The following is a 23,350-nucleotide window of genomic DNA, read 5'->3' on the forward strand; positions in this document are numbered from 1 at the left end:
CCGGGACCCCGCCGTTCCGGGGCCGCCTGGGGAGGGGCGGGCAGCGCCGCCCGGGAGGTGCCTCCCGTGCAGTGCGGACGCCGGGGCGGCGTCCGGGGACCGGCTCAGTCGGAGGACCCGCCCGCGGTCGCGGAGGCGGACGAGGAGGACGCGCCCGCGCCGGCGGTCGCCGGGGTCGCCGTCTTCGCCGGCGCCGCCGGCTCGGCGGTGGAGGACGCGGAGGACGTGGAGGACGTGGAGGCGCCCGAGTCCGCGCCGCCGGAGCGCGAGTCGTTGCGGTAGAAGCCGGAGCCCTTGAACACCACGCCCACCGTGTTGAACTTCTTGCGCAGGCCCCCGTCGCACTCCGGGCAGACGGTCAGGGCGTCCTCGCTGAACGACTGGCGGATGTCGAACGCGTGGCCGCAGTCCTTGCAGGCGTAGGCGTAGACGGGCATGGGTCCTCCTGGGAAGGGTCGACGAGCGCGCTCGTTGGCACTCGAAGGGGTCGACTGCCGATTCTACCGTGTTCCCCGCGCCGGACCGGGGGGCCCCTCCAGCCGCACGGTTCCGTTCTCCGTGAGGGCCAGCGGCACGGGGGCGTCGAGCTCCTCGACCGGCACGGACCCGGCCGGGAGGACCTCGTCGGCGAAGACGCACACCACGGTGCGCAGCTCCGGGTGCGCCGTGCGCGGCAGCGTGGCGAGGAAGCGGTCGTAGTAGCCGCCGCCGAAGCCCAGCCGCGCGCCGCCGGGCGCCACGGCGAGCGCGGGCACCAGCAGCAGACCCACCGCGTGCATCACCTCCGCGCCGTGGCGGGCGCCCACGGGCTCGCGCAGTCCGCCCGCGCCGCCGGACCGCTCGGGGGTGTCCGGCGTCCACCGCGCCCACGAGAGCCGGCGCCCGGGCTCGCACACGGGCACCCAGATCCGGTGGCCGCGGTGGTGAGCCGTGACGAGAGCGGGCTCGAGGGGCGGCTCTGTGGCCAGCGGCAGGTACGCGGCGACGTCGAGGTGCGGGCGGTCGGCCAGCAGCTCGGTCAGGTGCCGGTCGAAGGCCACGGCGGCGTGCTCGCGGGCGGCCCGGGAGCGCCGCGCGCGGGCCGCCACGAGCTGCCGGCGCAGCCGGGTCTTGGCCTCGGCGGGACCGCGGGGGTCGGTCATCGTCGTGTCCGCTCCTCGTCCGACGCTCGGCCCGGGCGGCGCCCGGACGCGCCGGCCCTGGCGGGCCGGTGGTGCGAGGCTAGCCGCGCACCACCGCGGCGGGCAAGCGTGCCCGGGCGGGAATCCGCTGGTGGGAGCCCCCGATCCGTTAGCCTGAGCGCATGAGTGGAAACAGCAACCCCCGGACGGTCCGGAAGGCCGTCATTCCTGCCGCCGGGCTCGGCACCCGGTTCCTCCCCGCGACGAAGGCCATGCCCAAGGAGATGTTGCCGGTCGTGGACCGGCCGGCCATCCAGTACGTGGTCCAGGAGGCGGTCGACGCCGGTCTCCAGGACGTCCTGATGATCACCGGGCGCTCGAAGCGGGCGCTGGAGGACCACTTCGACCGGGTGCCGGCCCTGGAGCACCAGCTCGAGGAGTCGGGCAAGACCGATCTGCTGCGGGCGGTGGAGCACGCCTCCGAGCTCGGCGAGATCCACTACCTGCGCCAGGCGGACCCCAAGGGACTGGGGCACGCGGTGCTGCGGGCGAAGATCCACATCGGTGACGAGCCCTTCGCGGTGCTGCTGGGCGACGACCTGATCGACGCCCGGGACGAGCTGCTCACCGAGATGATCGCCGTGCAGGAGCGCACCGGCGGCTCCGTGGTCGCGCTGATGGAGGTCCCGGCCGAGCAGATCAGCGCCTACGGCTGCGCGGACGTCACCGCGGTGGAGGGGGAGGACTACGTGCGGATCAACGGGCTGGTGGAGAAGCCGGCCCCGGAGGACGCTCCGTCCAACCTGGCCGTGATCGGGCGCTACGTGCTGGTGCCGGAGGTGTTCGAGGTGCTGGAGAACACCGCCCCCGGGCGCGGCAACGAGATCCAGCTCACCGACGCGCTGCAGACCCTCGCCCAGCGCGAGGGCGAGGGCGGCGGGGTGTACGGGGTGGTCTTCAAGGGCCGTCGCTACGACACCGGCGACAAGCTCAGCTACCTCAAGGCCAACATCATCCTGGCCTCGGAGCGCGAGGACCTCGGGCCCGAGCTGTGCGAGTGGCTCAGGGAGTACACCCGGACCCTGCCGGTCGGCTGAGAGACCGCGCTCCCGTGGCCGGACAGTTCCGGTGGCCCGTCACCGTCTCCTGGGGGGACCTCCGGCTGCGTCCGCTGGCCCGGGGGGACCGCCGGGAGTGGGACGTCGTGCGCGCCCGCAACCGGGACTGGCTCGACCCGTGGGAGGCCACGAACCCCGCACCCGGCGGGGCCCCGCCCACGTTCGGGCAGTTCGTGCGCACCCTCGACCAGCAGGCCCGGCAGGGCACGGCCCTGCCCTTCCTCATCACGGAGCGGGTCCCGGGGACGGAGCGGTTCGGTCTCGTCGGCCAGCTGACCGTCTCCGGGATCTCGTGGGGGTCGTTCCTGTCCGCGACCCTGGGGTACTGGGTGGACCGGGACCAGGCGGGACGCGGCGTGGCCCCCATGGCGGTGGCCATGGCCACCGACTACTGCTTCCAGGGCCTCGGGCTGCACCGGATCGAGATCAACATCCGGCCGGAGAACACCAAGTCCCTGCGGGTGGTGGAGAAGCTCGGGTTCCGGGACGAGGGGCTGCGCAAGGACTTCCTGCACATCGACGGGCGCTGGACGGACCACCGCAGCTTCGCGCTCACCGCGCCGGAGGCGCCCGAGGGACTCGTCCGCCGGTTCACGGGATCGGACCGCCCCGCCGTGTGGCAGTGACCCGGCCGGGCGTGTCCACAGGGATACCCACAGGCGCGCCCCCGCGGTAGTAGGCTGTTCCTCACGGCCCGAGCCCGGGCCCCGGACACGCCGGCGCAGCGCGCCGGCGTCCCCCGTCCGCTCGATCCGGCGACCACGAAGGCAGGACCGCGACCATGATCTGGGTGAGCAGCTCGGCCGTGCTGGCCGTGGTGTGCGCGCTGTCGCTGTTCTGGGTCGCGCCGCGACTGCAGCGCCGCCGGGAGCTCCCCGTCGAGGCGCCGGCCGAGACGGCCGGCCCCGACGGTCTCCCCGCGCCGATCGAGCAGCCCCCACCCGCGTCCCGCCGACGAAGGAACATCATGGCGACCACCGACACCGTCCCCCGGCCCGCCGACGGCGACCCCGGACGCACCGGCAGAGGGCACCTGCGCATCAGGCGGGACCGCGCCGTGATCCTCCTCGCCGGGTGCGCCGCCCTCCTGGCCGCACTCGTCACCGCCGTGGTCGCACCGTTCTCCGCCGCGGTGAGCTGGCCGTGGCCCGTCTTCCTGCTGCTGCTCGGCGTCGGCGCCGTCCTGTCCCTGCGCTACCTGGCCGTCCAGGACCGGGCCGCCCGCCGTGCGTCGCGCCCCGCGGTCCGGGCGCCGGAGGCGGAGGCGGAGCCGCACGCCCCCCGCGAGGACGTCGCCCTGTTCGACAACGAGCACGTCGTGGCGGAGGAGGTCCGCGAGCAGTCGCGCCGGACGGCCGAGGACCTCGACCTGCCCACCCCCGAGGAGCAGCCCCGGATGCCCGCACCCGCCGCCTTCACGGTCGAGGAGCTGCGGGCCGAGGCGCTCCGCGTGGCCCGAGAGTCCGCACCGGCCGCCGCTGCCCGGACGTGGGAGCCGGTGCCCGTGCCGCGTCCGACCTACGCCGAGGCGCCCGTGGTCCAGCGCCCGGAGCCGGAGCCGCTGCCGGTGCCGGAGCAGCCCGCCGCCCGCTCCGCGAGCCTGAAGGACGCCGTGCGCACGGGCGAGGAGCAGCGCCGCGCCGCCCTCGACCTCGACGACGTCCTCAAGCGCCGCCGCGCCTGAGCGCACGCACCACCCGGCCCGGTCGACCGGGCCGCACGCACCGCCGCACGCCCCCGCCGGGGCGCGCGGCGGTTCGCTTCCCCGGGGGCCGTGCACGGCCCCGGTATCATCGCCGCAACGGCCGGCCGCCGGTTCCGGCGACCGGTGGCCCCGACCAGGAGGACACCCATGACCGCCGTCGCCCACCGCGAGGTCGAGCGCAAGTACGAGTTCCCGGAGGGCGCCGAGGCCCGGGTGGACTGGAGCGCGCTGGAGGGGTGCACCGTCTCGGCGGAGCCCGTGGAGCACCGCATGGAGGCCGTCTACCACGACACCGAGGACATGGCCCTGGGGCGGCGCCTGGTCGCGCTGCGCCGCCGCCGGGGCGGGGCCGACGACGGGTGGCACGTGAAGTTCCAGGGCGCGGACGGACGCCACGAGCTGCAGGTGCCGCTGCTGCGCACCCCGGACCGGATGCCCGCGTCCGTGCGGAACCTCCTCGCCGGGCTGACCGGGGGACAGGAGCTGCGGCCGGTGGCGACCCTCCGCACCGTGCGGCAGGTGCACCGGATCAGCGACAGCACGGGGGCGGCGGTTGCGGAGCTCGCCGTGGACGTCGTGGACGCCGTCGACGAGCGCACGGGAACGGCGCGGTCCTGGTCGGAGTGGGAGGTCGAGCTCCTCGACGGCACGGTGCCCGAGGTGCGCCAGGAGCAGATCTTCGCCGCGGTCGAGGCCGTGGTCTTCGCGGCCGGCGGGAAGCCGTCCACCTCCCGGGCGAAGATCGCCCGTGCGCTCGGCGAGGACGACGACGCCCCGGCGGGGCCCGGCCGGAAGCAGGACGAGAAGCAGCCGGAGGGCAGGAGCGGCAAGAAGGCCGGGAGCGGCACGAAGAACAAGAAGAACAAGAAGAACAAGAACAAGGCGGGAAGGAAGGGGAAGCCGGCGGGCGGGCCGGACGTGCTGCGCGCGGTGCTCGGGGAGCTCGCCGAACAGCTGGTGCTCTGGGACTTCAGGGTCCGCCTCGACGTCCCGGACGCGGTGCACCAGATGCGCGTGACGTCCCGTTCCCTGCGCAGCGTGCTGAGGGCGGCCAAGCCGTTCTTCGACGGCGCGGCGGCGGAGGAGCTGGACGCCCGGCTGCGGGAGCTCGCCCGGACGCTGTCCGCGGCCCGGGACGCCGAGGTCACGGCGGAGCTGCTGGCCGGGCGCGTGGAGGCGCTCGAGGGGCGGGTGGGGCCGGCCGCGGCGGAGAGCCTGCGGCAGCGGGCCGAGGAGGAGGCACGGACGGCGGCCGCGAAGGTGCGCCGGCACGTCACGGGCCAGGAGCACCTGCGGCTCCTGGCGGACGTCCAGGACTTCGCCGCCCGTCCGCCGCTGACCGAGGAGTGCACCCGGCTCTCGGGGCGTGAGGTCGCCGACGCAGTGGTGCACCGGGCCCTGCGGAAGGTGGTGCGCGTGGCCGAGGCGGAGCTGGCCGGCGGCCCGGGCGGCGAGGGGCAGCTGGAGCACCTGCACGATGTCCGCAAGGCCGTCAAGCGCGTGCGCTACGTCGACGCCGTCCTCGGCCGGACCGGGCACCGGCCGGGCAAGCAGCTGCGGCGCGCGGCCCGGGACGCGGAGGACTACCAGGACGAGCTGGGCCGGATCATGGACGCCGCGGTGGTGGAGCGGTGGCTCGCGGGCACGGCGGCCGCCCTCGGGCGCTCCGGTGCGGACCGCTACGCCGTGGGGGCGCTGCACGGCGCCGAGGTCCTCCGCTTGCGGGCCGGGACCGACGGCGGGGCGGACGTGGTGGGGGTGCTCCTGTCCCAGCTGCGGGAGGACCTCGCCTGAGCGGCGCTCCGGACGCCACCGCGCGGACGCCTCCCGAGAGGCTCCGGCGGGGCGCGCCACGACCCGCCTGAGCCCTGCCGGAGCCGCCCCGGCCCCGTCTGCACCCGGGGCGGCGGGCGGCCGGGGCCGGCCTGTCCGGTTCCGTCGCAGTAGTCATGCCCGGGTCACGGGGACGGGGGGACGATGGTCGCAGTCGACGGGCCGTTAGCGTTCTCGCGCGTTTCCCGGCCCGGACTCGACTGCCCGGTCGGCCGGTGAGGACGGCCGCCGGGACGGCTTCCAGCACCCGAGGAGTGCGTGATGACCGAGCACACCCAGCCGGACGGGCCGACCCCGTCCGGGATCTCCCTGGTGATGTCCCGCCGCGGACTGCTGACGGCCGGCACCGCAGTGGCCTCCGCCGTCGCCGTCGGGGCCGTTCCGACGACGGCTGCCGCCGCTCCCAGCACCAACGGCGTCATCTACGGGGTCGAGGACGACAAGGACCTGCTGTGGTACCGCCACGAGGGCCGCAGCAACGGCACGCCGCGCTGGGCCAACAACGGCACCGGGCGCAAGGTCGGCAGCGGGTGGGACTTCGCCCACGTCTTCGCCGGCGGCGCCGGGGTCGTCTACGGGGTCGAGCACGACGGGGACCTCCTGTGGTACCGCCACGAGGGCGCGGCCGACGGCACGGCGCGCTGGGCCAACCGGGGCCGCGGGCGCAAGGTCGGCAGCGGGTGGGACTTCACCCACGTCTTCTCCGGCGGCGCCGGGGTCCTCTACGCGGTGCAGGGCAACGGTGACCTTTTCTGGTACCGCCACGAGGGGCGCAGCAACGGCACGCCGCGCTGGGCCAACAACGGACGCGGGCGCAAGATCGGCAACGGGTGGGACTTCGCCCACGTCTTCGCCGGCGGCGACGGGATCATCTACGCGGTGGAGCACGACGGGGACCTGCTGTGGTACCGCCACGAGGGACGCGGCGACGGCACGGCGCGCTGGGCCAACAACGGACGCGGGCGCAAGGTCGGCAGCGGGTGGGACTTCGCCCACGTCTTCGGCGGCGGAGGCGGGATCGTCTACGCGGTCGCGTTCGACGGAGACCTGTTCTGGTACCGCCACGAGGGGCGCAACAACGGCACGCCGCGCTGGGCCAACAACGGCACCGGGCGCAGGATCGGCAACGGGTGGAACTTCGAGCACGTCCTCTACGGGAACTAGCGAGCGGCTCCCGGCCCGCACGACGACGGCCCGCGCACGACGAATGCCCCCGTCCGGCGTTGTGCCGAGCGGGGGCCTTCGCCTCCGGTGGAGCTAAGGGGAATCGAACCCCTGACCTTTTCATTGCGAACGAAACGCTCTACCAACTGAGCTATAGCCCCGGAGCAACCGTTCCATCGTATACATCCCGCGCCGGTTTCGCATCTCGGGCGCCCGGCGCGTCCGGGGCGGTTCCCGCCGGTGGTCGGGGAGCAGGGCCGGCAGTGGGTAGATTGACCGGCATGGACGACGCGCCCGGACCCCACGACCCCGCAGCCGACGAGGCCGGCGAGACGGCAGACCTGGCGGTCGCCTTCGTCCCCGGCGTGATGCCCGGCAAGTGGTTCTTCCGGTGGCGGGACCGCAACCCCGGCCGCGTCCTCGCCGAGCGCCCGCTCGAGACGGACGCGTGGGAGGAGGAGCTGGGAGCGGGGCGCGCCCACGCGTGCTTCGTGCGGCTGCCCGCGCACCCGCGCCCCGGGGTCGACGACCTCGCCACGCTGCGCGAGGAGTACCGGGCGGTGGAGCTCTACGCGGAGCAGCAGGTCGTGGTGCTGCCCCGGGACCACGAGCTGACCCTGCTCGACGAGGTGCCGGTCGCGGAGCTCGTGGACGAGGTGCTGCTGCAGGAGCCGGCGACCCTCCCCGAGCGCCACCGGCTGCGCTCCCCGGAGGCTGTCGCCGCGGACGCGCCGCTGCCCCCGATGCGCCACGCCCGGGACGCCGTCGAGCTCGTCGCCGCGGGCCTGGGGCTGGTCGTCCTGCCCATGTCGCTCGCCCGGCTGCACCACCGCAAGGACCTCGTCCACCGTGTGGTGCCCGATGCCGCCACGGTCCCCGTGGCGCTGGTGTGGCCGCAGGACCTGACGGAGGAGCAGGAGGAGCTCGTGCAGGACTTCGTGGGCGTCGTCCGCGGCAGGGGGCTCAACAGCTCCCGGGGTGCTGCCGCACCGGCGTCCCCGGCCGCGGAGGACCGGCCGGCCGCCAAAGCGGGTCCGGCACGGGCCCCGTCGTCGCGCCGTGGGGGACAGCCCCCGCAGGGGGCGCGGCGGGCGGGCGCGCCCCGGGGCGGGGCGCGGTCCGGTCGCGGCGGGCCCAAGGGCGGCCGCCGGTCCGGCGGCCGTGGCCGGCGCTGAGGGCGCCTACTGCTGTCCGGGGGACTGCTGCTCGACGGCCACCGTGTAGGACCACAGCTCCGAGGCGGTGCCCACGGGCCGGGGGCGCTCGCCCTCCCCGGCGGGGCCGCCGTGGGACCGGGCGAAGTCCTGCGAGGACCGCCAGGCGTCGTAGGAGTCCTCGTCGGCCCACCGGGTGAGCACGAGCCACTGCGTGCGCCCGTCCGTGGGTCGCAGCAGCTCGAAGCCCTCGAAGCCCGCGACCCCGGCCATGGAGCCGCTGTGGGCGGCGAAGCGCCGGCCCAGCTCGTCGCCGGAGTCGGCCGGGACGGTGATGGCGTTGATCTTGACGATGCTCATGCGTCCGATCCTGGCACATCGCGCCGGACCGACCGGACCTGTCCCGTCTCCGGCGGACCGGGCGCCGCGACCCCGGCCTCGGCCTGCCGGATCACGGTCTGGTTCAGCAGGGGCACGTGCAGGCCCTCGCGGTCGAGCATCTTCTTGATCCGCAGCCGCAGCGCCCGGGCCACGTCCCACTGCTTGAGGGGGACCGTGCGGACGGCCACGCGCACGGTGACGGACTCCCCGGTCACGGCCTCCACGCCCCACACCTCCGGGTCCTCGGTGATGTACTCGCCGACCTTCGGGTCGTCCCGCAGCAGCCCCGCCTCGTGCAGGATCAGCTCCGTGACCAGCTCGATGTTCGTGTCGTAGGGCACCGGCAGGTCCAGCACGCAGCGGGCCCAGCCCTGGGACTGGTTGCCCACGCGCAGGATCTCCCCGTTGCGCACGTGCCACAGGGTGCCGTTGACGTCCCGGACCTGGGTCACGCGCAGCCCCACGGACTCCACGGTCCCGCTCGCCTCGCCGAGGTCGACGACGTCCCCGATGCCGAGCTGGTCCTCGGCGACCATGAAGATCCCGGACAGGTAGTCCTTCACGAGGGACTGCGCCCCGAAGCTCAGGGCCACCCCGGCGATGCCGGCGGAGGACAGGACCGGGCCGATGTCGTAGTCGAGCTCCGAGATGATCATCACCAGGGCCACGGCCCAGATCACCACCGTCCCCACGGACGAGAGCACCGAGCCGATGGTGTGGGCGCGCTGGGACTGCCGCGCGCCGGCCAGTCCCGCGTCCTCGACCCAGCGCGGCCTGCCCCGCTCCATCCGGCGCACGATCCGTGACCGGGTGCCCTTCGCGATCCCCCCGGTGACCCGGCGGATCAGCAGCCGCACCACGGCGGCCAGGATCGAGGCGCCGAGCAGCACCAGGAGGATCCGCAGCGGCTTGTCGAGCCAGAACTCCCACACCGGGTCCAGGGCCGGCACGGGGGTGGACATCAGGAGGGGGGCAGGGAGGAGCATGGAGGAAGCGTAACCAACGACGTCCGCGACCCGTCAGCCGTCCAGCCGATCCGGAGGTGCGTCGGGCACAATGGTGGTCGCACCCGCCGGGCCCCGCCCCGCCCCGCCCACCGCCGAGGACCCATGACTGCACCCAGCCCCGCCCCGACCGCCGCCCCCGACCTCACCGCCGCCCCGGACGCGGCCGTCCTGGCCGCCCGGATCACCGGGGCCCAGGACTCCGGCGCCGAGACGCTGGGCGGGGTCGCCGGCTGGGCCGTCGACGTCATGGAGGCCATCGGCGCTCCTGGCGCCGGTCTGCTCGTCGCGCTCGAGAACCTCTTCCCGCCGCTGCCGTCCGAGGTGATCCTCCCGCTGGCCGGGTTCACCGCGAGCCAGGGCAGCTTCTCGCTCGGCGGGGCGATCTTCTGGACGACCCTGGGCTCGGTGGTCGGCGCCGTGGCCCTCTACTGGATCGGTGCCGCGCTCGGCCGCCGCCGGCTGCGGGCGATCGTGGACCGGATGCCCCTGGTCGACCTGCACGACCTCGACCGCACCGAGGCGTGGTTCGAGCGGCACGGGAAGGCCGCCGTCTTCTTCGGGCGCATGATCCCCGTATTCCGGTCGCTGATCTCGGTCCCCGCCGGCATCGAGCGGATGTCGTTCAGCGCGTTCGTCCTGCTCACCACGGCGGGGTCCCTGATCTGGAACACCATCTTCGTGCTCGCCGGGTTCTACCTGGGCGAGAACTGGCACGTCGCCGAGCAGTACGCCGGGATCTTCTCCCGGATCGTGGTCGTCACCGTGGCGGTCCTGATCGCGTGGTGGGTGCTCAAGCGGGTGCTGCGCAACCGCCGGGGCCTGTCCGACTCCGCCCGCCGCGAGCGCGGGCAGCAGTGACCGCGGCGGTCACAGCCACCGTTTGAACCGGAACACGACGTAGAGCACCACGCCCGTCACGAGCATCAGCCCCAGCGCCATGGGGTAGCCCCACACCCAGGACAGCTCCGGCATGAACCTGAAGTTCATCCCGTACACGGAGCCGATGATCGAGGGCGCGAACAGGATCGCCGCCCAGGAGGAGATCCGCTTCATCTGCTCGTTCTGCTCGATCGCGGCCTCGTTCTGCCGGGCGGCGAGCTGCGTGGAGTCCAGCATGAGGGCGTTGGTGAGGGACGCCTGGAAGGACTCGACCTTGTTGTTGACGAAGATCAGGTGGTCCAGGACGTCCCGCAGGACATGCTGGAGCTCCCGGGGCGCGCCGGCCCCGGCGAGCTCCTCGAGGAACTGCCGCAGCTCCAGCTCCAGCGGGGCGGCCGCCCGGTGGAACGCGCTGACCTCCCGGGTGAGCTGGTAGATGCGCCGGGAGACGACGCCGTCCCCGGAGCCGGAGTACAGGGCGTCCGAGATCTCGTCGATGTCGTTCTCGAGCCCCTCGACCACCGGGTAGTAGTCGTCCACGGTCTGGTCGAGCACCGCGTAGAGCACGGCCTCCGCGCCGGTCACCAGCAGGGCGGGCTGCGACTCCACCCGGGTCCGGACCCGCCCGACCCGCCCGTGCTCGGACTGCCGGACGGTGATCACGAAGCCGGGTCCCGTGACGATGTGGATCTCCCCGAAGTCGACCGTCTCGGTGGCGTCCTGGTAGACGGCGGGGCGCAGCACCGTGAACAGGGTGCTCCCGTAGCGGTCGAGCTTGGGCCGCTGCTCGGCCTGCCGGATGTCCTCCACGGCGAGCTCGTGCAGGCCGAACTGCTCGGCCAGGGAGTCGAGCTCGTCCGCGGAGGGCCGGTACAGGCCGATCCAGACGAGGACGCAGTGCTCCCCGGCCTCGGTGCAGCGGGGGTCCTCGGTCCGCAGCCGGGCGAGCAGCCGGTAGGTCTCCTCGAGCGTGGCGGGGGACGCGATGCGCTGTCCGCCCCGGTAGACGGCGTTGTCGACGATGCTCACGCGCCCATTATCCCCGGGGGCCGATCCACCGGCCCGCCCGCCGCGCGCGCTGTCGGCGCCCCGCCCCGGGCGTTCCTAGAATGGGGGGCATGAGTTTCCCCATGGACACCCGGGTGGGTGCCTACGCCGTGATCGTCCAGGACGGGGCGGTGCTGCTCAGCCACTGGAACCCGCGCCACCCCACGCTGCGGGGGGCGTGGAGCCTGCCCGGCGGTGGCATGGAGATCGGGGAGCAGCCCGCGCAGACCGCGCTGCGGGAGGTGCACGAGGAGACCGGCTTCACCGTGGAGCTCGACGAGCTGCTCGGCGTGCACAGCCGCCACATGGACGCCGGCGAGCGGCTGGACGGCCGGGACCGGCCCTTCCACGCCCTGCGCGTGATCTACCGCGCCCACATCACCGGCGGGACGCTCACGTCGGAGCAGGACGGCTCCTCCGACGAGGCCCGCTGGTTCCCCCTGGCGGCGCTGCCGCAGCTGCCCCTGGTCGGCCTCGTGCCCGTGGGCCTCGAGCTGGCCGGGCTCGTGGCCGCGGGCCCCGCGGGACCGGGGGAGGGCCGGTGAGCCGCCGTGGCGCCGCCGCGGGCCTGCTCGCCGTCGCCGCGCTCACCGGGTGCGGCGGCGGGGCCTCGGAGCAGCCGCCGGCCACCGCGGCGTCCCCCGCCGCGGAGCCGGTCCGGATCGCGGCGGGACCCACCGGGCAGACGGCCGTGCTCGCCCACGTCTACGCCGGGCGGCTGCGGGAGGCCGGCTTCGATGCGAGCGTGGTCGACGCCGGGACCGAGCGCGCCGACTACCTCGGGGCCCTCGAGCGGGGGGAGGTGGAGGTCGCCGCGGACTACTCCGGCAACCTCTACCTGCACCTGCGCGGCCGGGCGCCGGTGGGCCCGGCCTCCGCGGCGCCCACGGGCGAGGCGACGCCCACCCCCACGCCGTCCCCGGACGCCGAGGACGGCGGGCTCGCCGAGGACCTCTCCGAGCTGCTGGGACTGGGGGAGGAGCGCGCGGACGACGACGACGTGCTGGCCGGGGTGCAGGACGTGCTGCCCGAGGGCCTGCGGACCCTCGAGCCGGCCCCGGCGGAGAACACGGTGGCGGTCGTCGTGACCCGGCCGACCGCCGTGGAGCACGAGCTCACCGACCTGGAGGACCTGGGCCCGGTGTGCGACGAGCTGGCGCTGGGCACCGACCTCGACTTCGCGGGCCGCTCCTACGGCCCGGAGGGACTGGAGGACGCCTACGAGTGCGTGCCCGGCAGGTTCGTGCCGTTCGGCGACCAGGACGACCTCGTGGACGCACTGCTCGAGGACCGGGTGCAGGCCGCGGCCCTGTTCACGGCCTCGCCCGCCATCGAGGACAACGCCCTCGTGGTCCTGGCCGACCCGCTCAACAACTTCGTCCCGCAGCGGGTGGTCCCCGTGGCGGCCGAGGACCTGCCGGACGCCGCCGCGGACGTCGTCGACGGGGTCTCCGCGCAGATCGGCACCGAGGACCTCGTGCTGATGACCCGGATGACCTCCGCCCGCGACCCGTACACGCCCGAGGAGGCCGCGCGGTACTGGCTCGAGGGCGGCGACGACACCTGATCGGCGCACCGACGGGTGCCCCGGACGGCGTGCACCCCGGGGGTAAGGTGTACCGCATGTCAGTGGTGAAGCAGTCCGACAAGCTCAAGAACGTCCTCTACGACATCCGCGGCCCCGTGCTGGAGCAGGCGGAGCACATGGAGGCGGAGGGCCACCGGATCCTCAAGCTCAACATCGGCAACCCCGCGCCGTTCGGCTTCGAGGCACCCGACGCGATCCTCGTGGACATGATCAAGAACCTGCCCAACGCGCAGGGCTACTCGGACTCCCGCGGCATCTACTCGGCCCGCACGGCCGTGGTGCAGTACTACCAGACGCGCGGGATCATGAACCTCGACACCGACGACGTCTACCTGGGCAACGGCGTCTCCGAGCTCATCACCATGACGCTGCAGGCGCTGTGCAACCCGGGCGACGAGATCCTCATCCCGTCCCCCGACTACCCGCTGTGGACGGCGTCGGTGGCCCTGTCCGGCGGCACCCCCGTGCACTACCGGTGCGACGAGGACAACGACTGGAACCCGGACCTCGAGGACCTCGCGGCGAAGATCACCCCCAACACCAAGGGCATCGTGATCATCAACCCGAACAACCCCACCGGCGCGGTCTACTCCCGCGAGGTGCTGCAGACCATCGTGGACCTCGCCGCCGAGCACGAGCTGATCCTGTTCTCGGACGAGATCTACGAGAAGATCACCTACGACGACGCCGAGATGATCAACACCGCGACCCTCACCGGCGAGGACGTGCTGTGCCTGACCTTCTCCGGGCTCTCCAAGGCCTACCGGGTGGCCGGGTACCGCGCCGGGTGGCTGGCGATCACCGGGCCCAACTGGAAGGCCGAGAGCTTCATCGAGGGCATCAAGCTGCTCGCCAACATGCGCATGTGCGCCAACGTCCCGGCCCAGCACGCGATCCAGACCGCGCTCGGCGGCTACCAGTCGATCAACGACCTCATCCTCCCGGGCGGGCGGCTCAAGGCCCAGCGCGACCTCGCCCACCGGCGGCTCAACGAGATCGACGGCGTGTCCTGCCGGCAGGCCGACGGCGCCCTGTACCTGTTCCCCAAGCTCGACGTGGAGAAGTTCAACATCGTCGACGACGAGAAGTTCGCCCTCGACCTGCTCAAGGAGCAGAAGATCCTCGTCAGCCACGGCCGGGCGTTCAACTGGCCGGAGCCCGACCACTTCCGCCTCGTCACCCTGCCGTCCGTGGAGATGCTGGCCACGGCGCTGGACCGGATCGAGGAGTTCCTCGGCAACTACCGCCAGTGACCGGCGGGCCGCGCCCCGCGGCCCGCCCCGCACTCCCAGGAGGTCCCGCATGAGCGCAGCCGACCAGAGCCCCGGCACCGGGTTCGAGCAGGACGTACGGCCTCTGCTGCGCGCCCGGCCGGGCCTGTCCCTGGACGCGGTGGACACCCGCTCCACCCCCGGGTTCCGGGGGAAGAAGCAGCAGGGCACCGCGCTGCGGGCCGCCCGGGACGCCGAGCTGTCCCGGCTGCAGCGCCAGATCTACGCCAACGCCACGGTGGGCGCCCGGCACCGGGTGCTCCTCGTGCTGCAGGGCATGGACACCTCCGGGAAGGGTGGCGTCATCCAGCACGTCCTGGGCGGGCTCAGCCCGCACGGCGTGCACACCCACGGCTTCGGCCGGCCCACCGAGGAGGAGGCCGCCCAGCACTTCCTCCAGCGGGTGCGGCGCCAGCTGCCCCGGCCCGGGGTGATCGGCGCGTTCGACCGGTCCCACTACGAGGACGTGCTGGTGCCCGTGGTGCACGACGTGCTCAACGACCGGCAGCTCGAGCGGCGCTACACCGAGATCCGGCACTTCGAGCAGGAGCTCGCCGACGACGGGGTGGTGGTCGTCAAGGTCTTCCTGCACCTGGGCCTGGACGAGCAGCGCGAGAACCTCCTCGCCCGCATGAGCGACCGGACGAAGCAGTGGAAGTTCGATCCCTCGGACCTCGAGGCGCGCAGCCGGTGGGAGACCTACATGGCCGCCTACGAACGGGCCATCGACGCGACCGACGCCGACCACGCGCCCTGGTACGTGGTGCCCACCGACCGGAAGTGGTACGCCCGGGCCGTGGTCCAGGACCTGCTGATCTCCGCGCTCGCGGGCCTGCGGCTCGACTGGCCGGACCCCGGCTACGACGTCGAGGACGCGCGCCGGCGCCTCTCCGAGCTCTGACCCGCGCCATGGCGGGCCGGGCCGGCTCAGCCGCGCCCGGCGCCCTCCTCGCCGTCGCCCCCGTCGGCGTCCGCGCGCCGGCTCCGGGCCGCGTCGAGCCGCTCGCGGGCGCCGTCGAGCCACTGCTCGCAGCGGGTGGCGAGGGCCTCGCCGCGCTCCCAGAGCGCGAGGGACTCCTCGAGGGACGTGCCCCCGGCCTCGAGCCGGGAGACGACCTGCACGAGCTCCTCGCGGGCCTGCTCGTAGCCCAGGCCGGCGATGTCGGACAGGTCGGGTGCTGCGGGGTGGTCGGTGCTCGCCATGGGTGGCGCCTCTCGTTCGGAACGGTCGGGGACGGCGGTGGTGCCGGTGCCCCGGTGGGTCAGGGGGAGCCGGGGTGCTCGCCCGGGCGTCGGGCGGAGACGGTCTCGGTGCGCACGCCGAGCTCGCCCGCGGCCAGGCGCACCCCCAGCAGGTCCCCGGCGCGCACGGCGGCGGCGTCGGTGACCACGGCGCCGGAGGCGTCCAGGACCACGGAGTAGCCGCGCTGCAGGGTCTCCTGGGGGGACAGCGCCCGCACCCGGGCGCGCAGGGAGCGCACGGCGTCCCGCTCCCGCAGGGTCCGGGAGTCCACGGCGGACAGCGCCCGGGTGCGCCACCGGTCCACGTCCTCCTCCCGGAGCAGGATCATGTCCTCCGGCTGGGCCAGGACGGGCCGGGTGCGCACGGCGGTCAGACCGGCGGCCTCCCGGTCCAGGAAGCCTCGCACGGCGCGGTCCAGGCCCGCCCGGGCCCGGGCCACCCCGGCGCGCTCCTCGACGACGTCGGGGACGATCCGCTTGCCGGCGTCCGTGGGGGTCGAGGCCCGCAGGTCGGCCACCCAGTCGAGCAGCGGCTGGTCGTTCTCGTGCCCGATGGCGCTGACCACCGGGGTGCGGGCGGCCGCCACGGCCCGGATCAGGGACTCGTCGCTGAAGGCCAGGAGGTCCTCGAAGGAGCCGCCGCCGCGGGCGATCACGATGACGTCCACCTCGGCCATGGCGTCGAGCTCGCGCAGCGCCTGGGTCACGGCGCGCACCGCGCCGGAGCCCTGGACCGCGACCTCCCGCACCTCGAAGTCCACGGCCGGCCAGCGCAGGGACGCGTTGCGGATGACGTCCTTCTCGGCGTCCGAGTTGCGCCCCGTGACGAGGCCGACCCGGCGGGGGAGCAGGGGCAGGGGCTTCTTCCGGGCGGCGTCGAAGAGCCCCTCCTCGGCGAGGGCGCGCCGCAGCCGCTCGAGCCGCTCCAGCAGGTCGCCCAGGCCCACCGGGCGGATGCCGCGGCCCAGCATGGACAGCCGGCCGGTCTTGGCCCAGAAGTCCGGTTTGAGCTGAGCGACCACCCGCATCCCCTTCTCCAGGGGACGGTCCAGGTGGGCGGTCTCGTTGGCGAAGAGGGTCACGGGCACGGAGATCTCGGCGTCGACGTCCCGCAGGGTCACGTAGGTGACGCGGGCGCGCCGGTTGAGCTCGATGATCTGCCCCTCGACCCACGTGGGCGCGCAGCGGGCGATGTAGGCGTGCAGGTTCTCGGAGAGCATCCGCAGCGGCCACGGGTTCTCCGGGGTGGTCCGGTCCGCCCGCTGCGGCAGCTCCCGCTCGCCGCCCGCCGGGGCGTCCTGCTGCGGCTCCAGATACGTCATGCCTCATGCTTACCACCCGACGGGGACAGCCGTGCACGCGCTCCGCCCGTGCGTACAGTGGTTCCGTGAGCCTCTCAGCACCCCCCGCCCCCGGACACCGCTCCGCGCCCCGTTCCGCGCCCCGCCCCCGACGACGCGCCACGACCGTCCTGCGCACCGGCCTCGGCACCGTCCTGGGCCTCGCCGCCGCGTCCCTCGTGGCGCTGCTCGTGCCCCTGCACTGGGCCCAGGACACCCTGGTCTCCCGCGACGGCTTCACCCGGGTGGTGGGCACCCTCGCCGAGGACCGGCCGTTCCAGGAGGAGCTGGCCCGCACCGCGGTGGGGCAGGTGGCCGACCGGATCGTGGGGGAGCGGGCCACCGGCGTCGGGTTCCTCGACCGGATGCTCGAGGACGCCGCCCGCCGTGCGGCCGACGTCGCCGCGGACCTCACCGCCGACCCCGCCTACCAGCGCGCGTGGACGGAGGCGCTCACCCGCACCCACGAGGCCAACGTCCCCGTGGACGGCGCGGTGGAGGAGCCGCCGAAGGACCTCGTGCTGGACATCGCCCCCGTCCTCCGGGAGGTCGACGCCGCCGTGCAGAGGGCCGTCGGAGTGGACGTCGGGCTGGCGGAGCGCGAGAGCCGGATCACCGTCCCGGGGTCGAACACCGGGCGCCTGATCGAGGCGGGCACCCGGGTCACCGACCTGGCCGTCCCGCTCACGTGGACCGCCGTGGTGCTCGCCGTGCTCGCGCTGCTCGTGACCCGGCACCGCTTCGCCGTGCTCGCCGTGCTGGGGCTGGGGACCCTGGCCGGACTGGGCGTCGCGTGGCTGCTCGTGGAGCAGGGCGTGCAGCGGGCCTCCGGCATGCTCGGCGGCGACCCCGTGGTCCGGCTCGCCGCCGACCGGGCCGTCCTCCTGCTCACCGACTCCCTCGGCGAGCAGATGGTCACGGCCGCCTGGGCTGCCGGGATCACGGGCGTCGTGGGCCTCGTCGGGGCCATCCTCGTGTCGGGCGGATCACGGCGCGGGCCCCGCCCCACCGCGTAGCATGGAGGCCATGCCGACCACCGTTGCGCTCTCCATGCCCACCGTCCCCCGTTCCCGGCGCTCGCCGGAGGACGTGGCCGCCGCCGCTCCCGTGGCCGGACCGAAGAAGGTCCTGCTCGCGTCCCCCCGCGGCTACTGCGCCGGCGTCGACCGCGCCGTCATCGCCGTGGAGAAGGCGCTCGAGCACTACGGCGCCCCCGTGTACGTGCGCAAGGAGATCGTGCACAACAAGTTCGTGGTGAGCACCCTCGAGGAGCAGGGCGCCGTGTTCGTCGAGGAGACCGACGAGGTCCCCGAGGGGTCCCTGCTGATCTTCTCCGCCCACGGCGTCTCCCCGGCCGTGGTGGAGTCCGCGAAGTCCCGCGAGCTGCGCACCATCGACGCCACGTGCCCGCTGGTCACCAAGGTCCACCGCGAGGCCGTGCGCTTCGCGAAGAGCGACTACGACATCCTCCTGATCGGCCACGACGGCCACGAGGAGGTCGAGGGCACCGCCGGCGAGGCCCCCGAGCACATCCAGGTGGTGAACAGCCCGGACGAGGTCGGCCAGGTCGTCGTCCGCGACCCGGAGAAGGTCGTCTGGCTCTCCCAGACCACCCTCAGCGTGGACGAGACCCTGGAGACCGTGCAGAAGCTGCGCGAGCGCTTCCCCTCCCTGCAGGACCCGCCCAGCGACGACATCTGCTACGCCACCTCCAACCGGCAGACCGCGATCAAGAAGATCGCCCCGGACGCTGACCTCGTGATCGTCGTGGGCTCGGCGAACTCCTCGAACTCCGTGCGGCTCAAGGAGGTCGCCCTCGAGTACGGCGCCCGCCGCGCCGAGCGCGTGGACTTCGCGAACCAGGTGGACGAGTCCTGGTTCGAGGGCGTCGCCACCGTGGGCGTCACCAGCGGGGCCTCCGTGCCGGAGGTCCTCGTCAAGGACGTGCTGCGCCTGCTCGCGGACTACGGCTACGGCGAGGTCGAGGAGGTCGTCACCGCCGAGGAGGACGTGCTGTTCTCCCTCCCCAAGGAGCTGCGCGCCCGGCTCACCGCGGCCGGGGACACCTCCCACCGGCTCGGCGGCCGCGGGGCCCGCCCCACCCGCTGAGCCGCGGGCGGACCCGTCCGCTCAGCCCGCCGCGCGCTCGTCGAGCTGCCCCGGCACGCCGCGCTCCGGGTCCGTGCGGCCCGGGCGCTCCGCCGGCTCAGGGAGCTGCACCGCCTCGGTGAACTCCGGCGCCGTGAGCGGGCGCGGTGCCACCACGAGCGGACGCGTGGTGAGCCGATCGTCCTCCGCGAGCGTGGGGTCGAGGTCGTTGATCCGCCGGGCCGTGGGGAACACCCGGGTCTCCACGGAGCCCGTCAGCCGGTTGTAGGTCTCCACCGACTTCTGCAGCGACCGGCCCATGTCGTCGAGGTGCTTGCCGACCGTGCCCAGCCGCTCGTAGAGCTGGCGGGAGAGGTCGAAGAGCTCCTTGGCGTTCTCCGTGAGCCCGTTCTGCCGCCACGTGAACGCCACGGCCTTGAGCGAGGCGAGCAGCGAGACCGGCGACACGAGCGCCACGTTGCGGCTCGCGGCGTGGTCCAGCAGGGTCGGGTCCGCGTCCAGGGCGGCGGAGAGCGCCGACTCGGCGGGCAGGAAGCACAGCACCAGCTCGGGGGAGGCGTCCCGCGCCGCCCAGTACTTCTTCGACGCCAGCGCGTCCACGTGCCCGCGCACGGCCTTCGCGTGGCCGGCCAGCTGCGCCCGGCGCCCGGCGTCGTCCTCGGCGTCCTGGGCGCGCAGGTAGGCGGTCATGGGCGCCTTGGCGTCCAGGACGATGTCGCGGCCCCCCGGCAGGTGCACCACCATGTCCGGGCGGATCGCGCTGCGCTCGCCGTCCGCGGTGGTGCCGTTGGAGGCGACCTGCTCCCGGAAGTCGACGTGCGCGGTCATCCCCGCGGACTCGACCACCCGGCGCAGCTGCACCTCGCCCCACAGGCCGCGCGCGGAGCCCGAGCGCAGCGCGGAGGACAGGGAGGTGGTCGCCGTGCGCAGGTGGTCGCCCACCTCGCGGGTGTGGGCGAGCGCCTGGGTGATGCCCCCGTACTGCTCGGCCCGGTCCCGCTCGAGCGCCGTCACGTGCTCCTCGACCGAGCGCAGCTGGTGGGCCACCGGCGCCAGGGCCCGCAGGACGTTGTTGTCCTGCACGGAGCGGGCGTCGGCGTCCCGCAGCCGGTCCTCGAGCTGGGCGCGCGCCTCGACGGCCGCCGCCCGCTCGGAGGCCAGGTCCACGAGCCGGTCCTGGACGGCGGCGAGCTCGGCCTGCAGCCCGGCCCGCTCCTCCTCGGCCGCCCGGGCCTCCCCGGCGGCACGGGCCCGCGCCACGGCGGTGCCCAGGAGGGCGCCCACCAGCAGGGCGAGCAGGACGAGGACGACGACGAGGCTGACGGTCATGCCCAGCAGTGTGGCACGCCACCCGGACACCGCACGGCAGCGGCGCTCGCCGCCCCGCTCCTCGGAGCGTCGCGCGGTCAGCGCCGGACCGTGGTGCGGCGCACGGCGAGCAGCACCACGGCCGCGAAGACCACCGTCCAGAGCCCGGTGTTCAGCAGCAGTGCCCAGAGGGGGTCGGACTCCACCGGCGGTCCGCTGGTCGCCACGACGTCGCCCTCCACGAGCGGATAGCGGGCGAGCCCGGCCAGGCCGTAGAGCGGGGTGAACCGCGCGATGTCGAGCATCACGCCGGTGAGCGGGACGAAGAGGTTGCCGAAGAAGCTCAGCACCACGAGCATCCCGGAGGCCGCCCCCACGGCGGACTCGGAGTGGAACAGCAGCCCGGCCGCCAGGCCGTAGAGGGCGAACACCGAGGAGCCGGCCACGACGATCGCCGCGGTGGCGGGCCAGCGCCAGCCGCCCAGCTCGGCACCGGTCAGGGCGCCCACTGCGTAGACCACGAGGACCGGCAGCACGGCCATGGCGAGGGCCACGGCCACCTTGGACAGCACGTACCCGTGCCGCGGCGCCGGGGTCAGCCCGATCTGCCGGCCCCAGCCGCGGGCCTGCTCCACGGCGGCCGAGCCGGCGATCGAGGTGGTCGCGGTGACCGCCCCGTAGACCGCCATGGAGATCATGTTGTAACCGCCGGCGTTGCCGTGGCCCACCCGCAGGTCGGAGAAGTCCCCCAGCGCCGTGAACATCACGTAGAGCACGGCGGGCAGGACCACGATGAAGAAGGTGTTCTCGACCATGCGCACGTTGCGGCGCAGATCGTGGGCGGCGTAGGCGATGCTCATGGTGCGGATCCTCCGGGGACGGGGAAACAGGGGCGGGGTGTCGGAACGGGGCGAGTGGGGCCGGTCAGTCGGCGGTGAGGCCCAGGAAGGCCTCCTCCAGTCCGGCGTGGGTGATCTCGAGCTCGCTCGCGCCCGTGGTCGTCAGAAGGTGACGGGCGATGGCGTCCGTGTCGGGGCCCGTGAGCCGCCGGCGTCCGCCGGCGGGCTCGAGCGGGGTCGCCCCCGGGACGACGACGGGCCCGGGCCCGTCCCAGCGGAAGCTGACCACGCGGTGGCCCGCCAGGGCCTGGACCTCGGGGGTGGGGGCATCGGCGACCACCCGGCCGCCCTTGAGCACCACGGTGCGGGCGGCGAACTCCTCGGCCTCGTCGAGGTAGTGGGTGGCGAACACGACCGTCCGGCCGCGCTCTGCCTCGGCGTGCATCGCGGCCCAGAACTCCCGCCGGGCGCCGACGTCCATGCCCGCGGTCGGCTCGTCGAGGACCAGCAGGTCCGGCTCGGGCAGCAGGGCCAGCGCGAAGCGCAGCCGCTGCTGCTCGCCGCCCGAGCACTTGGAGACCTTCCGCCGCGCGAACCCGGCGGCCCCCGCCCGGCCCAGGGCCTCGTCCACGGGCAGCGGGTCCCGGTGCAGCGTCGCGACCATCGCGACCGTCTCGCGCACGGACAGGTCGTCCAGCAGCCCCCCGGTCTGCAGGACCGCGCCGATCCGCCCGGCCCGCACGCTCTCGCGCGGGGCGGCGCCGAGGGTGCGCACGGTGCCGTCGTCGGGGTCGGTGAAGCCCAGGACCATGTCGAGGAGGGTGGTCTTGCCGGCGCCGTTGGGCCCGAGCAGCGCGACGACCTCGCCGCGCTCGATGCGCATACTCACGCCGTCCACGGCGCGGACGCGCTGCTCGCCGCGCCCGAAGCCCTTGTGGACGCCGGAGACGTCGACGGCCGGGGAACCGGCCGTCGGGTCGGCGGGGCTCGTATGCGGCGAAGTGCGGGAGGCCGGTGAGGACGTCATGCTCCGATTCTGCTCCACCGCGCGCCGTCCCGGAAGCTCCGCGGGCCACGACACGCCCACGACCTCGGCCACGGGCCCCGGGGACGGCACGGCGTGCCCGCCGCGTGCCCGGTAGGATGGTCTCCCGTGGCTCTTACTATCGGAATCGTCGGACTGCCCAACGTCGGCAAGTCCACCCTGTTCAACGCGCTGACCCGCAACACCGTCCTGGCGGCGAACTACCCGTTCGCGACCATCGAGCCGAACATCGGCGTGGTCAACCTGCCGGACCCGCGGCTGGACCGGCTCGCGGAGATCCACGGCTCGGACCGGATCCTGCCCGCGACCGTGTCCTTCGTGGACATCGCCGGCATCGTCAAGGGCGCGTCCGAGGGGGAGGGCCTGGGCAACCAGTTCCTCGCCAACATCCGCGAGGCGCATGCGATCGCCCAGGTGGTCCGCGCCTTCGACGACCCGGACGTCATCCACGTCGACGGCGAGATCAACCCCGCCTCGGACATGGAGACCATCAACACCGAGCTGATCCTCGCCGACCTGCAGACCCTCGAGAACGCGATCCCGCGCCTCGAGAAGCAGGTCAAGATCAAGAAGGCCGATCCCGCCAAGCTCGCCGCCATGCAGCAGGCGCAGACGATCCTCGAGCGCGGGGACACCGTCTTCGGGGCGGCCGAGAAGGAGAAGCTGGACGTCGACCAGCTGCGCGACCTCAGCCTGCTCACCGCCAAGCCGTTCATCTACGTCTTCAACGCCGACGACGGGGTGGTCGGCGACGAGGCCAAGCAGCAGGAGCTGCGCGAGCTCGTGGCGCCCGCCGACGCCGTCTTCCTCGACGCGAAGCTCGAGTCCGAGCTCGTGGAGCTCGACGAGGAGGAGGCGAAGGAGATGCTGGAGATGTCCGGGCAGGACGAGGCCGGACTCGACAAGCTCGCCCGCACGGGGTTCCACACCCTCGGGCTGCAGACCTACCTCACCGCCGGGCCCAAGGAGTCGCGCGCCTGGACCATCCCCGTGGGCGCCACCGCCCCGCAGGCCGCCGGCGTCATCCACACCGACTTCGAGCGCGGCTTCATCAAGGCCGAGATCGTCTCCTTCGAGGACCTCGACGCCGCCGGGTCCATGGCCGACGCCAAGGCCGCCGGCAAGGTCCGGATCGAGGGCAAGGACTACGTCATGCGCGACGGCGACGTGGTGGAGTTCCGCTTCAACGTCTGAGCCGG

24 protein-coding genes and 1 tRNA gene are annotated in these 23,350 nt (G+C 74.1%); 14 read left to right on the forward strand and 11 right to left on the reverse strand.

Annotated elements, in window-relative coordinates:
* Nucleotides 1-104: 104 nt before the first annotated feature.
* Nucleotides 105-437 carry an FmdB family zinc ribbon protein gene (locus EQG70_RS06180; protein ID WP_017833359.1) on the reverse strand — a complete coding sequence of 111 codons (333 nt, stop codon included), beginning with the start codon at nucleotides 435-437 and terminating at the stop codon, nucleotides 105-107.
* Nucleotides 438-500: 63 nt separating this feature from the next.
* The gene (locus EQG70_RS06185) at nucleotides 501-1,142 is read right to left on the reverse strand and encodes a 5-formyltetrahydrofolate cyclo-ligase (RefSeq protein WP_109243779.1); all 642 of its coding nucleotides are present in this window, start codon (nucleotides 1,140-1,142) and stop codon (nucleotides 501-503) included.
* A 161-nt stretch (nucleotides 1,143-1,303) separates the two neighbouring features.
* Between EQG70_RS06185 and galU the strand changes: the two genes are divergently transcribed.
* The 5 genes from galU to EQG70_RS06210 all read left to right on the forward strand — a co-directional run bounded on the left by galU (nucleotide 1,304) and on the right by EQG70_RS06210 (nucleotide 6,941).
* Nucleotides 1,304-2,218, forward strand: coding sequence for a UTP--glucose-1-phosphate uridylyltransferase GalU (gene galU / locus EQG70_RS06190; protein WP_031282980.1), 915 nt, complete (start codon nucleotides 1,304-1,306; stop codon nucleotides 2,216-2,218).
* A 14-nt stretch (nucleotides 2,219-2,232) separates the two neighbouring features.
* The gene (locus tag EQG70_RS06195; protein WP_017833362.1) at nucleotides 2,233-2,865 is read left to right on the forward strand and encodes a GNAT family N-acetyltransferase; all 633 of its coding nucleotides are present in this window, start codon (nucleotides 2,233-2,235) and stop codon (nucleotides 2,863-2,865) included.
* A 155-nt stretch (nucleotides 2,866-3,020) separates the two neighbouring features.
* The gene (locus EQG70_RS06200; RefSeq protein WP_017833363.1) at nucleotides 3,021-3,923 is read left to right on the forward strand and encodes a hypothetical protein; all 903 of its coding nucleotides are present in this window, start codon (nucleotides 3,021-3,023) and stop codon (nucleotides 3,921-3,923) included.
* 168 nt (nucleotides 3,924-4,091) lie between these two features.
* Nucleotides 4,092-5,738, forward strand: coding sequence for a CYTH and CHAD domain-containing protein (locus EQG70_RS06205; protein WP_109268098.1), 1,647 nt, complete (start codon nucleotides 4,092-4,094; stop codon nucleotides 5,736-5,738).
* 300 nt (nucleotides 5,739-6,038) lie between these two features.
* Nucleotides 6,039-6,941 carry a tachylectin-related carbohydrate-binding protein gene (locus EQG70_RS06210; protein ID WP_017833365.1) on the forward strand — a complete coding sequence of 301 codons (903 nt, stop codon included), beginning with the start codon at nucleotides 6,039-6,041 and terminating at the stop codon, nucleotides 6,939-6,941.
* Nucleotides 6,942-7,029: 88 nt separating this feature from the next.
* Here EQG70_RS06210 and EQG70_RS06215 read toward each other — a convergent pair.
* Nucleotides 7,030-7,102: transfer RNA gene (locus EQG70_RS06215), tRNA-Ala, on the reverse strand.
* 120 nt (nucleotides 7,103-7,222) lie between these two features.
* Here EQG70_RS06215 and EQG70_RS06220 point away from each other — a divergent pair.
* A complete protein-coding gene (locus tag EQG70_RS06220) occupies nucleotides 7,223-8,116 on the forward strand; it encodes a LysR family transcriptional regulator substrate-binding protein (RefSeq protein WP_017833366.1) in 894 nt (297 codons plus the stop codon).
* Between the two features lie 6 nt (nucleotides 8,117-8,122).
* Here EQG70_RS06220 and EQG70_RS06225 read toward each other — a convergent pair whose 3' ends face one another.
* Together EQG70_RS06225 and EQG70_RS06230 are read right to left on the reverse strand one after the other, a co-directional pair.
* Complete coding sequence (locus EQG70_RS06225) at nucleotides 8,123-8,455, reverse strand: antibiotic biosynthesis monooxygenase family protein (RefSeq protein WP_017833367.1); 333 nt, start codon at nucleotides 8,453-8,455, stop codon at nucleotides 8,123-8,125.
* Nucleotides 8,452-9,462 carry a mechanosensitive ion channel family protein gene (locus EQG70_RS06230; protein WP_109268097.1) on the reverse strand — a complete coding sequence of 337 codons (1,011 nt, stop codon included), beginning with the start codon at nucleotides 9,460-9,462 and terminating at the stop codon, nucleotides 8,452-8,454. The genes EQG70_RS06225 and EQG70_RS06230 overlap by 4 nt, the downstream gene beginning before the upstream one ends.
* A 123-nt stretch (nucleotides 9,463-9,585) precedes the next feature.
* Between EQG70_RS06230 and EQG70_RS06235 the strand changes: the two genes are divergently transcribed.
* Nucleotides 9,586-10,341: a DedA family protein gene (locus EQG70_RS06235; RefSeq protein ID WP_017833369.1), complete on the forward strand. Its 756-nt coding sequence runs from the start codon at nucleotides 9,586-9,588 to the stop codon at nucleotides 10,339-10,341.
* 9 nt (nucleotides 10,342-10,350) lie between these two features.
* Here EQG70_RS06235 and EQG70_RS06240 read toward each other — a convergent pair whose 3' ends face one another.
* The gene (locus tag EQG70_RS06240) at nucleotides 10,351-11,391 is read right to left on the reverse strand and encodes a magnesium and cobalt transport protein CorA (protein WP_109268096.1); all 1,041 of its coding nucleotides are present in this window, start codon (nucleotides 11,389-11,391) and stop codon (nucleotides 10,351-10,353) included.
* 89 nt (nucleotides 11,392-11,480) lie between these two features.
* Here EQG70_RS06240 and EQG70_RS18100 point away from each other — a divergent pair, with 89 nt between their 5' ends.
* The 4 genes from EQG70_RS18100 to EQG70_RS06255 are packed head-to-tail and all read left to right on the forward strand — an operon-like array spanning nucleotide 11,481 to nucleotide 15,169.
* A complete protein-coding gene (locus EQG70_RS18100; protein ID WP_237740438.1) occupies nucleotides 11,481-11,954 on the forward strand; it encodes an NUDIX hydrolase in 474 nt (157 codons plus the stop codon).
* Nucleotides 11,951-12,976 carry a glycine betaine ABC transporter substrate-binding protein gene (locus EQG70_RS06245; RefSeq protein WP_167508860.1) on the forward strand — a complete coding sequence of 342 codons (1,026 nt, stop codon included), beginning with the start codon at nucleotides 11,951-11,953 and terminating at the stop codon, nucleotides 12,974-12,976. Before EQG70_RS18100 ends, EQG70_RS06245 begins: the two co-directional genes overlap by 4 nt.
* 56 nt (nucleotides 12,977-13,032) lie before the next feature.
* Complete coding sequence (locus tag EQG70_RS06250; RefSeq protein WP_035927494.1) at nucleotides 13,033-14,250, forward strand: pyridoxal phosphate-dependent aminotransferase; 1,218 nt, start codon at nucleotides 13,033-13,035, stop codon at nucleotides 14,248-14,250.
* A gap of 49 nt (nucleotides 14,251-14,299) precedes the next feature.
* The gene (locus tag EQG70_RS06255; RefSeq protein WP_109268094.1) at nucleotides 14,300-15,169 is read left to right on the forward strand and encodes a PPK2 family polyphosphate kinase; all 870 of its coding nucleotides are present in this window, start codon (nucleotides 14,300-14,302) and stop codon (nucleotides 15,167-15,169) included.
* A gap of 26 nt (nucleotides 15,170-15,195) precedes the next feature.
* On the opposite strand, the gene EQG70_RS06260 is transcribed toward EQG70_RS06255, so the two are convergent.
* Both EQG70_RS06260 and xseA read right to left on the reverse strand, forming a co-directional pair.
* Nucleotides 15,196-15,471 (reverse strand): exodeoxyribonuclease VII small subunit, encoded by a 276-nt coding sequence (locus EQG70_RS06260; protein ID WP_035927490.1) that lies wholly within the window; start codon nucleotides 15,469-15,471, stop codon nucleotides 15,196-15,198.
* Between the two features lie 59 nt (nucleotides 15,472-15,530).
* A complete protein-coding gene (xseA, locus tag EQG70_RS06265) occupies nucleotides 15,531-16,832 on the reverse strand; it encodes an exodeoxyribonuclease VII large subunit (RefSeq protein ID WP_095651602.1) in 1,302 nt (433 codons plus the stop codon).
* Nucleotides 16,833-16,897: 65 nt separating this feature from the next.
* On the opposite strand from xseA, the gene EQG70_RS06270 reads away from it, so the two are divergent.
* Nucleotides 16,898-17,866 (forward strand): hypothetical protein, encoded by a 969-nt coding sequence (locus tag EQG70_RS06270; RefSeq protein WP_109268093.1) that lies wholly within the window; start codon nucleotides 16,898-16,900, stop codon nucleotides 17,864-17,866.
* Nucleotides 17,867-17,876: 10 nt separating this feature from the next.
* A complete protein-coding gene (locus EQG70_RS06275) occupies nucleotides 17,877-18,959 on the forward strand; it encodes a 4-hydroxy-3-methylbut-2-enyl diphosphate reductase (RefSeq protein WP_017833377.1) in 1,083 nt (360 codons plus the stop codon).
* Nucleotides 18,960-18,980: 21 nt separating this feature from the next.
* Here EQG70_RS06275 and EQG70_RS06280 read toward each other — a convergent pair whose 3' ends face one another.
* The 3 genes from EQG70_RS06280 to EQG70_RS06290 all read right to left on the reverse strand — a co-directional run bounded on the left by EQG70_RS06280 (nucleotide 18,981) and on the right by EQG70_RS06290 (nucleotide 22,133).
* A complete protein-coding gene (locus EQG70_RS06280) occupies nucleotides 18,981-20,288 on the reverse strand; it encodes a DNA recombination protein RmuC (protein WP_244296667.1) in 1,308 nt (435 codons plus the stop codon).
* Nucleotides 20,289-20,365: 77 nt separating this feature from the next.
* Nucleotides 20,366-21,127, reverse strand: coding sequence for an ABC transporter permease (locus EQG70_RS06285; protein ID WP_109268091.1), 762 nt, complete (start codon nucleotides 21,125-21,127; stop codon nucleotides 20,366-20,368).
* Nucleotides 21,128-21,191: 64 nt separating this feature from the next.
* Nucleotides 21,192-22,133: an ABC transporter ATP-binding protein gene (locus EQG70_RS06290; protein WP_109244457.1), complete on the reverse strand. Its 942-nt coding sequence runs from the start codon at nucleotides 22,131-22,133 to the stop codon at nucleotides 21,192-21,194.
* A 126-nt stretch (nucleotides 22,134-22,259) separates the two neighbouring features.
* Between EQG70_RS06290 and ychF the strand changes: the two genes are divergently transcribed.
* Nucleotides 22,260-23,345 (forward strand): redox-regulated ATPase YchF, encoded by a 1,086-nt coding sequence (gene ychF, locus EQG70_RS06295; protein ID WP_109268090.1) that lies wholly within the window; start codon nucleotides 22,260-22,262, stop codon nucleotides 23,343-23,345.
* Nucleotides 23,346-23,350 lie beyond the last annotated feature (5 nt).

Origin of the sequence: Kocuria rosea (assembly GCF_006094695.1) — a bacterium.
Taxonomy (GTDB): domain Bacteria; phylum Actinomycetota; class Actinomycetes; order Actinomycetales; family Micrococcaceae; genus Kocuria; species Kocuria rosea.

What these genes read in the sequence shown, in the direction of transcription:
- EQG70_RS06285 (WP_109268091.1), bottom strand. Translation starts at nt 21,127, where the DNA reads ATGAGCATCGCCTACGCCGCCCACGATCTGCGCCGCAACGTGCGCATG.
- EQG70_RS06185 (WP_109243779.1), bottom strand. Translation starts at nt 1,142, where the DNA reads ATGACCGACCCCCGCGGTCCCGCCGAGGCCAAGACCCGGCTGCGCCGG.
- EQG70_RS06280 (WP_244296667.1), bottom strand. Translation starts at nt 20,288, where the DNA reads ATGACCGTCAGCCTCGTCGTCGTCCTCGTCCTGCTCGCCCTGCTGGTG.
- EQG70_RS06260 (WP_035927490.1), bottom strand. Translation starts at nt 15,471, where the DNA reads ATGGCGAGCACCGACCACCCCGCAGCACCCGACCTGTCCGACATCGCC.
- EQG70_RS06255 (WP_109268094.1), top strand. Translation starts at nt 14,300, where the DNA reads ATGAGCGCAGCCGACCAGAGCCCCGGCACCGGGTTCGAGCAGGACGTA.
- EQG70_RS06225 (WP_017833367.1), bottom strand. Translation starts at nt 8,455, where the DNA reads ATGAGCATCGTCAAGATCAACGCCATCACCGTCCCGGCCGACTCCGGC.
- EQG70_RS06180 (WP_017833359.1), bottom strand. Translation starts at nt 437, where the DNA reads ATGCCCGTCTACGCCTACGCCTGCAAGGACTGCGGCCACGCGTTCGAC.
- EQG70_RS06205 (WP_109268098.1), top strand. Translation starts at nt 4,092, where the DNA reads ATGACCGCCGTCGCCCACCGCGAGGTCGAGCGCAAGTACGAGTTCCCG.
- EQG70_RS06200 (WP_017833363.1), top strand. Translation starts at nt 3,021, where the DNA reads ATGATCTGGGTGAGCAGCTCGGCCGTGCTGGCCGTGGTGTGCGCGCTG.
- EQG70_RS18100 (WP_237740438.1), top strand. Translation starts at nt 11,481, where the DNA reads ATGAGTTTCCCCATGGACACCCGGGTGGGTGCCTACGCCGTGATCGTC.
- EQG70_RS06250 (WP_035927494.1), top strand. Translation starts at nt 13,033, where the DNA reads ATGTCAGTGGTGAAGCAGTCCGACAAGCTCAAGAACGTCCTCTACGAC.
- EQG70_RS06220 (WP_017833366.1), top strand. Translation starts at nt 7,223, where the DNA reads ATGGACGACGCGCCCGGACCCCACGACCCCGCAGCCGACGAGGCCGGC.
- EQG70_RS06235 (WP_017833369.1), top strand. Translation starts at nt 9,586, where the DNA reads ATGACTGCACCCAGCCCCGCCCCGACCGCCGCCCCCGACCTCACCGCC.
- galU (WP_031282980.1), top strand. Translation starts at nt 1,304, where the DNA reads ATGAGTGGAAACAGCAACCCCCGGACGGTCCGGAAGGCCGTCATTCCT.
- EQG70_RS06275 (WP_017833377.1), top strand. Translation starts at nt 17,877, where the DNA reads ATGCCGACCACCGTTGCGCTCTCCATGCCCACCGTCCCCCGTTCCCGG.
- EQG70_RS06230 (WP_109268097.1), bottom strand. Translation starts at nt 9,462, where the DNA reads ATGCTCCTCCCTGCCCCCCTCCTGATGTCCACCCCCGTGCCGGCCCTG.
- EQG70_RS06210 (WP_017833365.1), top strand. Translation starts at nt 6,039, where the DNA reads ATGACCGAGCACACCCAGCCGGACGGGCCGACCCCGTCCGGGATCTCC.
- xseA (WP_095651602.1), bottom strand. Translation starts at nt 16,832, where the DNA reads ATGACGTATCTGGAGCCGCAGCAGGACGCCCCGGCGGGCGGCGAGCGG.
- EQG70_RS06290 (WP_109244457.1), bottom strand. Translation starts at nt 22,133, where the DNA reads ATGACGTCCTCACCGGCCTCCCGCACTTCGCCGCATACGAGCCCCGCC.